Consider the following 13679-nt stretch of genomic DNA (forward strand, 5'->3'; position numbering starts at 1 on the left):
CTCTTCCTTCAGGTGGCAAGTTTCTTGCGTTCTTCCAACGCGGCGGCAGGGGGGGCCGCGCTGCTGACGTTCATATCTGCGAGGGCATCGCGGGCGGCGTCCACCACACGGCGCATGACATGTTCATCCATTTGTCCAATCACTCCGATGCGGAAACTGTCCACGACGGTCAGCTTACCAGGATAGATGATGAACCCTCGTTGCTTCATGGCGTCATAAAACGCCGGGAAGGTAAAGTTCGGATCGGCCGGGCAGAAGAACGTCACGATGATCGGGCTCAGCCAGCGATCGGCGAGCAGGGTTTCGAACCCCAGATCGCGCATGCCCTTCACCATCACATCGCGGTTGTTGGTGTAGCGCGCGCCACGCGCGGGCACTCCGCCTTCGACCTCGTGCAGATCAAGCGCTTTGAGGAAGGCGGCAACCACATGGGTCGGGGGCGTGAACCGCCACTGGCCGGTTTTCTCCATCGTGGCCCATTGTGCATGCACGTCCAGAGAGAGGGAGTGCGAGTTACCCTTGGAGGCTTTGATCTCGTCCTTGCGGGCGATGACAAAGCCGAAACCGGGGACGCCTTCAATGCATTTGTTGGCAGACGATACGAAGGCGATACAGTTCAGTTTGATCGGGTCGAGCGGCAGGGCTCCGAAGGCCGACATGGAGTCGATCAGAAGCTTGCGCCCGGCGGCTTGTGTGGCGGCAGCGATCTCCTCAACCGGATTCAGGATGCCGCTGGAGGTTTCGCAATGGATGGCCAGCACATGGGTGATGGCCGGATCATTGGCGAGGATGGCTGCAACCTCGTCCCCGCGCGGAGGCAGGTAATCACCCTTGTCGAGCAGATAGCAATCGCGACCAAGATATTCGAGTGTTTGTGCTGCTCGTAGGCCGTAAGCGCCGTTCGCCAAAACCAAAACCTTACCATAGCGCGGAACGAAACTCCCGAGCATCGCTTCGACGCAGTAGCTGCCCGACCCTTGGATTGGGACGCAATCATAGATGGGCGCGCCATCGCCAATCATTGAGAGCAACCGGCTCCGCATAGTGCGGGTCATGGCGCGGAAATCATCGTCCCAGCTGCCCCAATCCTTCAGCATTTCCTGCTTGACCGCAAAGGACGTGGTCAGTGGTCCAGGGGTCAGAAGATAGGGTTCGCCAAGTTCCGGGGTCGGCAGCGGTTTAGCAGGCATGGTGCGGTTCCAAAGCTGATCTCGCTAACGATATGCGGCTGCCCTGTGCATATGTAAAATCTTTGTTCTCTATTGATTGATAGGTTAGGGTTATGCAGCTTCGTGCATCTTTCGGAGGTCTGATGCGATACAGTCAGTTGCGTGCTTTTCACTATGTTGCTTTGCACGGGGGATTTTCTCGTGCTGCCCGCGCGCTCAATATCTCGCAGCCTTCGGTGTCGGATCAGGTGCGCCAATTGGAGCAGCGACACGATGTGCTCTTGTTTACCCGTGAAGCACGGCAAGTTCGGATGACAACAGCGGGCGAAGCTTTGTTTCGGTTGACCAGTGAAATGTTTGAGGTCGAGGAACGCATCGGGGTTTTGTTCGATGAAAACCGTGCAGCGCTTTCGGGTCATCTGCGGATTATGGCGGATTCGGCAATGCACATCACCGATGCGATTGGCCGATTTCGAGAAACAAATCCGGAAGTCTTTGTAACTATCCGGACGGGCAATACCGAAGATTTGTTGCGTCGCCTGCGGAATTATGAGGCCGAGATCGGTGTGGTTGGTAACTCGGTCTCTGCACCGGACCTCGATAGCGTCGATCTGGGCCGTACCCCAATCCTTGCGCTGGTAGAAAAAGACTATTTGCCCAAGTCGACACGGTCATTGAGGTTTAGGGACTTGGGTCACTCCCCTTTGATCTATCGCGAAAAAGGCTCGCGCACTCGGGCGCAGGTCGAGGATGAGGCAGCCCGGTTGAAAATCGGCCTTGTTGCCTCCATCGAAGTTGAAGGTCGTGAAGCCATGCGTGAAGTTGTGGCGTCAGGGGCTGGGATCGGTTTCATTAGTGAAGCGGAATTCGGACATGATCGTAGGCTCAGGGCCATTCCGTTCGAGGATGTCGATATCGGCATGTCAGAATCGCTTGTGACCCTGTCCGCACGGCGGGATGTTCCGTTGATCCGAGGTTTTGTTAAAGCGGTGCAGCGCGTTCTGGCGGAGTCGCGAGAAGATGCGTAGTTTATAGGCTGGGGCTATGGCTATATATTCAACTCCTGTCTTTACATATGGCGTGTGCTTGGCATGATCGACCCAATCCTGGGAAATACCGTGCCACAGACCAAACCCAATACACTGTTCATTGTCATCGACCAGTTACGCGCCGATTGCGTTTTTGGTCCGTTGGCGAGCCATCTTGATCTTCCCAACATGCGAGCGCTCGCTGATGATGCGATTACGTTTCGCAACCATTATTCCGTCACCTCGCCATGCGGACCTTCGCGGGTGTCATTACTCACATCGCAATACGCGTCGAACCACGGAGCCAAGCGGAATGGGACCCCGCTCAAACGGGACACGCCGAACCTTGCCACCGTAGCGCGAGGGAATGGCTTTGATCCGCTGCTTTTTGGATACACGGACACGTCTCACGACCCGCGGTTCTTACCCGCCGACGATCCACGATTGTTCTCGTATGAAGAGCTGGCACCTGGTTTCAACGAAGTTGTCCGGATGCGGCTTGAGGGTGATTCCAGCGAGTGGGAAAGCTATTTGCACGAATGCGGGTATGACGTTCCTGCCTATCCGGATTTGTATCGTCCAAATGGCAATACCCCCGATGCCCCGGCGCTCTATCATGCCGATCATAGTGATACCGCCTTCCTGACGGACCGGGCCATCGAAGACCTAAGTGCACGTCCCGAAGGTTGGTTCGCGCTTCTGACTTACATCCGACCGCACCCGCCGTTTGTGGCCCCTGCACCCTACAACGCGATGTACGATGCTAATGACATACCGTCGGCAATAGCTTTGGACGACCCGGAGTGGCATCCCTATCTCGCAACCGCCCGCCGCAAGAGTAAGGTCTCGTCTACAGTCGTTGGGTTTCCCGATCTTGAGGATTCGGATGAAACAACACGGATGATCCGCAAGTTGTATTTCGGGCTGGCCACCGAGGTGGATCACCACATTGGGCGAGTTATGGATTGGCTGAAAAAGACCGGCCAATACGATAATATGCTCATTGTCCTGACTGCAGATCACGGTGAAATGCTTGGGGATTATGGCCTGTGGGGGAAGATGACGTTCCACGATGCCGCGTTCCACGTGCCGTTGATCATTCGCGCCCCTGGCGCAGCGCGCGGCACAGTCGTTACGGCCCCGACAGAGTCTATAGATGTGACGCCAACGATCCTTGATTGGCTCGGTCTTGAGGTGCCCCATTCAATGGATGGCCAGAGCCTTCGACCTTTTCTTGAAGGAGGCACACCAGATATTTGGCGCGAGGTGTCTGTATCGGAGTTGGATTTCGGAGATCCGCTCAAGCCAACGCTTTGGCAGCAAGACCACGGATTGACCGTCGACAGCGCGAATCTGGCAGTGCTTAGACGCGGCGCGATGCGATTCGTACAGTTTGCCGGAGGTCTTCCTCCTATCCTTATGGATGTATCGGACGGCGATGAGACCGTGAATCTGACAAAAAATTCAGCACATGTGCAGACAATGCTTGATTTGATGCAAGATATGCTTTGCCATCGCATGGTTAATACCGATGGCACATTTTCAAGAACCATGATTACCGACGATGGCGTGAAGGTTGCCTCATGATGCAAAGCTCTGTCATCGGTCTGTCATGGTTGCCAGAGATACAAAGCCCGGCTGTTTCGATCGGGCTGACTATTTAAAAGGAGGCGTCACGCCAAAGACCTGCTCGTTTCGCGTCGATATCTGCCAATCCGCTGCGCGAAGCGACTGATACCCGAAATGACCGGACATCTTATGTACCGGAAAAAAGGGGGAACAGCCCCCGTCACCACTTGGAACCAACAGGAGATAAAATGAAACGACTACTACTTTCAGGCGTGGCCATGATTGCCTTGCCGGCAGCGGCCTATGCCAACTGCCCGGCAATCACGGTCGCTGACATGCAGGGCGTCGCGCCCGGTGATTTCCCGCAGCAATACGAGCTGAGCGCCTTTCAGGATGCCGCTGGCTGCACGATGGAATTTTCGTCCAACCCAGAAATTGAGTCGCTTAACGCGCAGATTAAGGGCAACCCCGATCTGCCGCCGCTGGCAGACCGCATCCCTTCAGAGCCGCTTGTCGTCGTACCGTATGACAGTGTCGGTCAGTACGGTGGTGAACTGAACGTTTTGTCCAACGCGACAGAAGCGGGCACATCAGACTTTTTGTCGGTGCGCCACGTCAGCCTGATGCGTTATTCCGACGATCTGCAGACCATCGTTCCGAACGTTGCGAAGTCGTGGGAGTGGAACGATGACTTCACTCAGCTGACGATCAATCTTCGCGAGGGCCATAAATGGTCTGACGGTGAGCCGTTCACCAGCGCCGACATTGTGTTCTACCATGACAACTTGATGCTCGACACGAACATCTTTGAAACGCCCAAAGACTATATCACGGTCGCGGGTGAGCCGATGACGATCGAAGCACCTGACGACACCACCGTCATCTTCAATCTGCCGGCACCTAAGCCGGGTCTGGTTGCGCACTTTGCGACGCACTACTCGCAGCCCTTCCAGCCCAAGCATTTCCTTGGCCAGTTCCACCCGGATGTGAACCCGGATGCGGACAGCTATGCGCAGAGCCTTGGCTTTGAGAACGGCTATGACGCGATCCTTGCGTATTACGGCAACTCGGACTGGACCGACACGCCGACGCCAATGCTGTCGCGTGCTGAAATTGCAGACGATCTGCCAAAATCGACCTATCCAACGCTCGAGTCACATATCTACATCAGCGACACGACCGAAGGCCGCAAGCTGGTTGCGAACCCGTATTTCTTCCAGGTCGATCCAACCGGGCAGCAGCTTCCTTACATCTCGACTCAGGACGAACTGTACATCAACGACAACGAGGTCCGTATCCTCAAGCTCGTGAATGGCGAAGTGGATTATAAGTCCCAGTCGCTGCAGTTGGCATCGGCGCCGCTCCTGCTCGAAAACCAGGAAAGCGCGGGTTACACGATCCACCTTCGTCCTGAAATCACGCAATCCGTGTTTGGCTTTAACGTCACGCACCCGGACGAAGCCAAACGCGAGGTCTTTGCTGACCTGTCTTTCCGTGAGGCAATGTCGGTTGCGATCAACCGTGAAGAACTGAACGAGCTTGGTTTCTTTGGTCAGGGCACGCCGCAACAGTATGTTGGCTTCTCTCCGTTGCCGGAATTCGTGAATCAGGACTGGCTTCAGTACAAAGCCGAGTACGATCCTGCGGCCGCGAATGCAGCGCTTGATGCGCTGGGCATGGCTGACACTGATGGCGACGGTTTCCGCGAATTGCCGAATGGTGACAAGCTGGTCCTGAACCTGAACTTCTCGACACAGGGTGTTGCTGGCCAAACGGTAGAACTCGTATCCCAGAACTGGGCCGATGTGGGTATCCAGTCGGTTGTCAAAGAAGTGACGCCGGATGAATACCGCTCGGCACAATCGTCGAACCAGTTGGACGTCGTAATGTGGCGGAAGTCACAGCCACTAGCGATTGTACTTGGCAACAACGAACTGTGGGTGCCGCCATATGAAAACTACTTTGGTGTGCGTAACGCGATGCTATGGGCCGAGTGGATCGATTCCGATGGCGCTGCTGGTGTTGAGCCTCCGCAATGGGCCAAGGACATGATCGACGACATCAACGCGCTTCAGTCTGCCGCTCAAGGCACAGCTGAATTCGAACAGTTGGCGAATGATCTGGTCACCGCGATGGTCGAGAACATGATGTTCATCGGGACCGTGAATGCACCGGCACCAATTTATCAGAACAATGATCTGAAGAACTTTGCCGACTTCAAAACGCATTCTTACGAGTACTATCGGACCTACCCGTACCGCGCTACGCAGTGGTGGCTGGACGAGTAAGTCTGTTTAAACATGCTGCGGGCAGGATCCTCTTGCCCGCAGCCCAACGTGGGACGATTGTGATCTGACAAACACTCCGGATCAACCGGGGGATCAGACACCTTGCAGGGGCAACCTTCATGCTGAACTTCGCGCGATTTGTGGCGACACGCGCTATTCTTGCGATGATCACTTTGATCATTGTTTCGCTGGTGGTGTTCTCATTGATGGAACTGGTGCCGGGCGACTGTGCCGAACGGTACTTGGCTTTCAAGAACACCCAAGGCTCTGGCATTTCGGTTGCCGATATCGAAGCTGAACGTGTGCGTCTGGGTCTGGATCGACCGTTTCTTGAGCGTTGGGGCAAATGGATCGTGAACGCCTTTCAAGGCGAATTCGGTGACAGTTGTATCTTGCGTGTGAACATTGCCCAGCTTTTGGGTGATAAGTTCTGGATTTCGCTCGGTCTATGCCTCGCGTCGCTGGTTCTGGCCTATGCAATTGCCTTGCCCGTGGGCATCATCGCTGCGGCCTCTGACAACGCCGTTCTCAACAATTCTCTGCGCCTTTTCAGCTATCTTGGTCTGGCGATGCCGAACTTTCTGCTGGCGCTGATGATCATGTTGTTCTCGACAGTGTATTTTGGGGACACGTTAACGGGGCTATTCTCAGCCGAATATCGCGATGCTGCATGGAGTTGGGGTAGGGTGAAAGATCTGCTCAGCAATGCTTGGCTGCCGATCTTTATCCTTGGCTGGTCCGCGACAGCTTTTGCGCTTCAAACTGTACGGGCGCTGATGTCGGACGAGATAGGAAAACTGTACGTGACTGCCGCATCGGCGAGAGGTGTGCACGGGCGCAAGCTTTTGTGGAACTATCCGGCGCGCCATGCTCTGGGGCCAATTGTGAACAGCCTTGGTTTTGACCTGAACCGTATCTTCAACGAACTGCCTATCGTCGCACTGATCCTAACGCTGACCGAAGCTGGTGCGCTGTTGATCGAGGCACTGGCCCGGTCGAATGACCAACAGTTGGCTGGGGCCATCATCTTCCTTTTGACCGCGTCGATTGTGACGCTGAACTTCCTGACGGACGTTATGCTTGCGGTGCTTGATCCGCGCGTCCGCAAAAGCATCGTGAGGTGACGCCATGACGACGACACCCAATCCAATGAAGCCGAATCTGGCTGAGACAACAGGTCCAGATGTTCAGGTTGTTGAAACCGAAGACGCTGTTCAGCGCCGTTCAAAAGAGGCGTATTTTACTGCGTCGCAAGGCCAGCTGATCTGGGCGCGCTTCAAAAAACAGCGCGCGGCAATGGTCGCTGCATGTGTTCTGGCCTTTCTGATTTTTACCGGCATTTTTGCCCCGTTCCTGTCGCCTTACAATCCGACGATTGCGGGTAAGAACGATGACTACACCAACGGCGCACCGCAGATTCCGATGTTTTGTGACGCCAATGGCTGTTCACTTAGGCCGTTCGTGCACGCGGTGGAACGTGAACGGTCGCTTGCCACCAATTTCCGTTGGGTGACGACCGTCAACGAGGACCAACGCAACTATGTCTATTTCTTTGTCGAAGGGTGGGAATACAAGCTGTTCGGTTTCATCCCGATGGACACCCACCTTTTTGGAACACAAGAAGGCTTTGTGCATGTCTTTGGCACTGATGCGAGCGGTAAGGACATCTTTTCCCGCACGTTCCACGCCATCTGGACATCGCTGCAAGTGGGCACAATCGGGGTGTTGATCGCCTTTGTTCTGGCGCTCGTCATCGGGGGGATTTCTGGCTATTATGGGGGCTGGATCGACTCTGTTTTACAGATGATCACTGATGCTGTCCGAACGGTGCCAGCGATCCCACTGTTCATGGCGGTGGCGGCTTTTATGCCACCGGAAATGACGGCGGAACAGAGGTTTTTTTATATATCACTGATCCTTGGACTGATTGGCTGGCCTACCCTTGCACGTCGTGTTCGGACGCATCTTTTGACCGAACGCAATCAGGAATACGTTCTGGCGGCGCAGCTATGTGGGGCACCTTCAGGACACGTGATCCGGCGGCACCTGCTGCCCAGCTTCACCAGCTACATCATCGTCGATTTGGTAATCTCGTTCCCGTATATGGTGCTTTCGGAAACTGCGCTGTCGTTTATCGGTCTTGGGCTCAAAGATCCTGTGAATAGCCTTGGCGTGATGCTCCAGAACGTGACCAGTGCCGACGTTCTTCTTAACTACCAATGGTACTTCATCCCGGTGATCTTTTTCATCGCACTGGTGATGGCGTTCGTGTTCGTCGGTGACGGCCTGCGCGACGCGGCAGACCCCTATTCGGATAATAACAAATGACGGCCCTGATTGACGTTGAAAACCTCACGCTCAAGTTTCGCACCGACGAGGGGCTGATCACTGCTGTCGACAATGTTAGCTTTTCGCTGAATACCGGCGAGGTGATGGGGCTGGTGGGTGAATCTGGGTCCGGCAAATCCGTGACGGCCAAGGCGCTTATGCACCTGAATGCCAAGAACGCGGTTTACACACCTGAAAGCAAGATCACGCTTCATACGGAAAGTGGTCCGGTAGATGTGCTGTCCCTCAAAACGCCGCGAGAGTTGAACATTGTCCGTGGTGGGGCGGTTTCTATGATCTTTCAGGAGCCGATGGCGAGCTTTGCGCCTGCGATCAGCATCGGCAAGCAGATGGTCGAACAGCTTCAGTTGCATGGTGACTATACCAAAGAGCAGGCAAAGCGCTGGTCGATCGAGATGTTGGATCGTGTCGGTATTTCGGACGCTGCAAAGCGGTTCGACCAATACGCGTTCGAACTGTCTGGCGGCATGCGCCAGCGCGCGATGATCGCGATGGCTTTGTCGACCCAGCCCAAGCTACTGATTGCGGATGAGCCAACGACTGCGCTTGATGTTACCATTCAGGCTCAGGTTATCGACCTGATGAAAGATCTCGTGTCCGAGTTTAACATGGGCATCGTTTTCATCACGCATGATCTGGGTGTCGTTGCGCAAACGGCGGACAAAGTGAACGTCATGTATTTGGGTCGTATGATCGAAGAAGGGCCTGTACGCGAGGTGATCCGCAATCCAAAGCATCCCTATACTCAGGGCCTTTTGGCGGCACTTCCGAAACTAGACGATCTCGATTCGCCGCTGACTCCAGTGCCTGGTGACATCCCATCCCCATTGGAACGCCCGTCTGGCTGCGTTTTTCACACACGCTGCGGGCAGGTGGTTGGCGACGTGTGCAAAAGTTCTGATCCTAAGGATCGGTTGATCGATGCAACCCACAAGGTGGCCTGCCATATCTACGACGAGGTGCCCGCATGAGTGACGTTTTGATCCGCGCCAAAGGGCTATCCGTCGGTTTTCCAATCGGTGGTGGCCTGTTCAACAAGCAGATTCTCAAGGCGGTCGACAACGTTTCTCTGGACATCGAAAAGGGTTCTTTCTTTGGCCTTGTCGGGGAAAGCGGGTCTGGCAAAACAACGCTTGGCCGCGCCCTTCTCAAAGCGGCGCCGATCACGGCAGGTGGTGCGCATTACAGTGATGGAGAGGTTGATTATGACCTTGAGAACATCACCAAGGACCAACTTAAGGATTACCGCAAACGCGCGCAATTGATCTTTCAGGATCCCTATGCAGCGCTAAGCCCACGGATGACAGTGCGAGATATCATTGCCGAACCGCTTGAGGTAATGGGCCTGACAAAGAACAGGCAGGAAACCGACGCCCGCGTTCGCGAAATTGCAGCGAAGTGCCGTTTGAACCTCGAACACCTACGCCGTTTTCCCCATGCATTTTCGGGTGGTCAGCGCCAGCGGATTTCAATTGCCCGTGCGCTGGTGTCAGCTCCCAAATTCATCGTAGCGGATGAAAGCGTGGCAGCACTTGATGTGTCGATTCAGGCGGATGTGCTGAACCTTCTCAAGCAGATTCAGTCTGATATGGGTCTGACCTTCATGTTCATCAGCCATGACTTGTCTGTGGTCGCGCATACCTGTGACCACGTGGCAGTGATGTACCTCGGCCGGCTCGTTGAAACCGCCCCCACTCGCAAGCTTTTTGCAGCGCCGCGCCATCCATATACCAAGGCGCTCTTCTCGGCGATTCCGTCGCTTGACCCGGATGATCGCGGATCGGCGCAAAAGCTGACTGGTGAAATCCCGTCACCGACCAACCAACCGACCGGCTGCAAATTCCACACGCGGTGTCCGTTTGCCATTGACCATTGCAAACAGGTGGAACCGCAGTTGGAAACCGATGGCACTGGGCACGATGTGTCGTGTCACCGTTGGAAAGAACTGATGGCACCCGAAGCTGCGTAATCAGCTGTCCAATGCGCGCTTGTACGGGACATGTGTCAAAGCGCGTTTGAGATCGGCTTCAAGGATTGGTGTCAGTGCAAGTGCGCCGCTTGGGCTAAGCCGTGTTGAAGTGATGTAGTCGCTCGACAAGCCACCGCGGGCATCACACCTATTGCTTGTGCAGAATGCACCCCAAGAATTTACATAGGTCATCTGCCCTATTGCTGCGAGCCGCGTGAACAGATCATCGGCCTTGGCATTTAAGTCAGATGCTTCTTCGATTGACACCGAGTTCGACAGTGACGGCATGCCGAAATACAGACCAACGCCGGGTAGACTGGATCGCGCGGCCATTTCTGCATCGAACCGTGGTTGCGCTGGAACTTGACGCAGGATGGATACACGCAGTCCCAAATTCGCCATCGCTTGAAGCGTGCCAGTGGCCGCGTCGGTGACGTAGTTCGACTGCCGGGCCAAATCAATCGGGCTGCCGTCCATCGGGCCGAGCCGCACTGGGGTTGGGCGAAAGAGTTCTGCATTCCGAATCCCAAGATAATAGGCCCAGTCGGCAACCAGCGTGACCTGTCGTATGCTTTTCAAATGCCCAAGGGCTTGCAAGACCTGTGCGGAGTGTTGGTCGCAGTCGCGGCCTGACAGCGGGGAAAGTGCCGAAAACCGACTTTGCAGACCATCAAGCGGGATGCAGTTGGGCTGTGAAATCAAGATCGTTGAAATCTGCGCACGTCGCGCAGCTTCGGCATAACCCGTACGGATTGCTCTTAATTGGTGGTCGCCCCAGATCAGGGCTTTGGGTGGGCCATCAGGACCAAATTTGCACACTTCCAGACCTGCGAGCGGCCCTTCGGTCATCATCGGGCAGCCGTAATTTGTGTTGTCCGAGTCCAGTGCGTGAATGTACGCCTGTGCGCTGTCTGGAAATCGTATCTGCAAGCCCTGTGTGGATAGCCCGATCATCCCGTTAATGAATAAAACGGCAGAGACAATTGCCCTGATCACGAACTGGTTCGATCCGATACGCTGTTCAAAATGTTGCCATATCGCCCAAGAGAAAATTGAGAACAGAAGGCATGGAATTATGAGAAGGACATAGTCTAACTTGGTTTGTTCCGAAATGCTGAGTGCTGCGGTTAACTGCGCAAGTGGAACCGCCCACAAGAACGTGTGGAGCATCATGCCGAACCAACGCCGCCGCATGTCTGTCATCTCTTGGCGGGATGTTCTTGGGCGACTGCTAAGATAAAGAAATGCTATCCCAAAAGCGATAAGTGCTCGCGCGAACATTGTGTCGCCGGCTGCTGAAATTACGACAACCCCGGCGACAGAATTGATGACCCCGATCAAAGTTGCATATTCAAGGACACGGAAGCGGTTCCTGAGGATGAACGGCATCGCGCCGAACAGAAACGCCCAAAGCCCGCCGATTGGCAAAAGCTGAGCTGGTCCTCTGTCCATGACTGAAAACATCAGTGATGCTCCAGCCAAAAGGATCATGGCAGCCACCATCCGCGTGGAATTCTTGGCAAACAGCCAATAGAGCAAGCTCAGGATCACGCAACATTGTCCGATCAGAGCTGGCAACCAAAGATGATCGAATAATCCATCAAAGCGCATCCCAGTATCGACTGGGAAGAAAACCAACCCCAAATTCGTTGAGAACGTTGCGGCCAATAGCAGTGAATGCCCCAGGTTCGTATATTCGCCGGGCAGGAAGATCATCCAGCCGACGACGAAAAGGAGTACGGAACAGCATAGAATGCCGATCAAGTAGGCTTGAAGGACGCAGATTACCTGTGACTTGAACACTTCCGGGCCGCGGATGAGTTGATTGGCACACCAACCGCCGCAAAACACCAAAATGATGTCTTTCGCGAAGGCATCCGCTCCATTGGTGCCCGTACCAACAGCGGCAAAGACAAACGCAAGGCACCCTAACGCAAGCAAAAACTGACGCAGCTCAGAGCGGGCGGCTTCGGTGTCTTTGAACACCAAGACGTCAGACAATTTGAGACGAGATCGGGCGGGCACTATGCGACTACACTATTCCAACGGCCCCCACCGTCGAAGTTTGATACCGTTTTACCCCTCCAATGGCAATTCGGAATGCGGAAACAGTCTGTTGTGTGCGTGGATGTATTGTTGCCAAAACAGGCCTTATTCCTGCCTTCAAAACGTCAGGTTTCTGAGGTCCCTACTAGCGGTACGTCAAGCACAGGCTTGTTCGATTTGAGATATTTGAAAACCCAGAAAAAATACCTTGGCGTTCTGGGTTAAAGTTGTTGGAGCAATGGTCTTCTTGCGCATACTTCAGCGTGCTTTCAGTCCGGCTGAAGAAGAGTGGTGCATCTGTGATTTGCTCCGGATGGGACGTTTACCGGCATGAGGAAACCGTCTGCGTGATCTCAGCCAGACAATGTATCATCGTGATTTATAAAACTGGACGCCACTGAAGTTGCTGGCTTGACCGATATGTCGCTCGACCGTTGCGCAAGGTTTCCGCGTACCCGGTTAATGCACCTGCCATTAACCATGTAAGCGGAGTGAGCGTGGCGTTTGGCAGCATGTCGAACACGTTTACAGCCAAAATCACTGACAACGGCACGATGAGGGGGGAATAATGCTCGGGGTCGCGATATCTGACCTCGCGCCACAACAGGAAAATTGGAAGCACAAGTAGTCCGAACTCTGCAAGAAACCCTAACCATCCAAATTGACCGATCAGAATAATCCATCGCCCATCCGTGATGGTTTCGATCACACCGTTGGTCGGGTTCATGATCTGGTTTCGGTCATAACTGCCCCATCCGAACAGCGCCTTTTCCTTGGCCCGTTCCAGCAATCGGTTTTCGTTGTTGAAGCGGAATTCAAGGGATGCCGCACGTTCCGCGTCAATGCTTTCTGCCGCTTGAAGAACAGCGCTTTCAGGAAAGAGACAGGGGAATCGCGTTTGGAACTGAGGTCGTGATTGAGCGGGGTTGCTTCTGACGGAGCGATGGATTCTGGAGCTGGGTGTCAGTTCACGGAGCCCACGCCACCATGCAGATTTTCCTTTCCGCCTTTGATGACGTTCCCGATCCACGAGCCAGCAACGCGCGTCATGATCTTGGCGAGTTGCTGGTCATCGCCTTCGTGTCAGTGCTGTGCGGGTCCAGCTCCTGTGCTGAGATGGCAGCGTTTGGCCGTGCAAAAGAAAGCCTTTTCAGAGACTTCCTGCGGCTCAGGCATGCGATCCCGTCGCACGACACGTTCTCGGAGGTCTTCAGGATGATCGACCCAAAAGCGCTTGATGCTGCGTTCGGCAAGGTGCTCG

The 13679-nt window shown here is 54.6% G+C and carries 11 protein-coding genes; 8 read left to right on the forward strand and 3 right to left on the reverse strand.

Annotated elements, in window-relative coordinates; genetic code table 11:
- Positions 1-8: 8 nt before the first annotated feature.
- Positions 9-1190: a 2-aminoethylphosphonate--pyruvate transaminase gene (locus tag ACTG4M_RS09455; protein WP_439123403.1), complete on the reverse strand. Its 1182-nt coding sequence runs from the start codon at positions 1188-1190 to the stop codon at positions 9-11.
- A 122-nt stretch (positions 1191-1312) separates the two neighbouring features.
- Between ACTG4M_RS09455 and ACTG4M_RS09460 the strand changes: the two genes are divergently transcribed.
- The 7 genes from ACTG4M_RS09460 (at position 1313) to ACTG4M_RS09490 (ending at position 10372) form a co-directional block, all read left to right on the forward strand.
- A complete protein-coding gene (locus tag ACTG4M_RS09460; protein ID WP_439123404.1) occupies positions 1313-2197 on the forward strand; it encodes a LysR substrate-binding domain-containing protein in 885 nt (294 codons plus the stop codon).
- Positions 2198-2260: 63 nt separating this feature from the next.
- Positions 2261-3784 carry a sulfatase-like hydrolase/transferase gene (locus ACTG4M_RS09465; protein WP_439123405.1) on the forward strand — a complete coding sequence of 508 codons (1524 nt, stop codon included), beginning with the start codon at positions 2261-2263 and terminating at the stop codon, positions 3782-3784.
- A 230-nt stretch (positions 3785-4014) separates the two neighbouring features.
- Positions 4015-6054 (forward strand): ABC transporter substrate-binding protein, encoded by a 2040-nt coding sequence (locus ACTG4M_RS09470; RefSeq protein ID WP_439123406.1) that lies wholly within the window; start codon positions 4015-4017, stop codon positions 6052-6054.
- Between the two features lie 119 nt (positions 6055-6173).
- The gene (locus ACTG4M_RS09475; RefSeq protein WP_439123407.1) at positions 6174-7178 is read left to right on the forward strand and encodes an ABC transporter permease; all 1005 of its coding nucleotides are present in this window, start codon (positions 6174-6176) and stop codon (positions 7176-7178) included.
- 4 nt (positions 7179-7182) lie between these two features.
- A complete protein-coding gene (locus tag ACTG4M_RS09480) occupies positions 7183-8382 on the forward strand; it encodes an ABC transporter permease (RefSeq protein WP_439123408.1) in 1200 nt (399 codons plus the stop codon).
- Positions 8379-9374, forward strand: a complete 996-nt coding sequence (locus ACTG4M_RS09485; RefSeq protein WP_439123409.1) for an ABC transporter ATP-binding protein — start codon at positions 8379-8381, stop codon at positions 9372-9374. Before ACTG4M_RS09480 ends, ACTG4M_RS09485 begins: the two co-directional genes overlap by 4 nt.
- Positions 9371-10372, forward strand: a complete 1002-nt coding sequence (locus ACTG4M_RS09490) for an ABC transporter ATP-binding protein (protein ID WP_439123410.1) — start codon at positions 9371-9373, stop codon at positions 10370-10372. Before ACTG4M_RS09485 ends, ACTG4M_RS09490 begins: the two co-directional genes overlap by 4 nt.
- On the opposite strand, the gene ACTG4M_RS09495 is transcribed toward ACTG4M_RS09490, so the two are convergent.
- Entirely contained in the window at positions 10373-12373 is a 2001-nt protein-coding gene (locus tag ACTG4M_RS09495) for an SGNH hydrolase domain-containing protein (protein ID WP_439123411.1), read from the reverse strand.
- Between the two features lie 424 nt (positions 12374-12797).
- Positions 12798-13208 (reverse strand): hypothetical protein, encoded by a 411-nt coding sequence (locus tag ACTG4M_RS09500; RefSeq protein ID WP_439123412.1) that lies wholly within the window; start codon positions 13206-13208, stop codon positions 12798-12800.
- Positions 13209-13405: 197 nt separating this feature from the next.
- On the opposite strand from ACTG4M_RS09500, the gene ACTG4M_RS09505 reads away from it, so the two are divergent.
- A partial coding sequence (locus ACTG4M_RS09505) for a transposase family protein (protein WP_439123413.1) occupies positions 13406-13679 on the forward strand: 274 nt, incomplete at its 3' end.

It is taken from the genome of Marivita sp., assembly GCF_965656765.1.
In the GTDB taxonomy this organism is placed as follows: Bacteria; Pseudomonadota; Alphaproteobacteria; order Rhodobacterales; family Rhodobacteraceae; genus Marivita.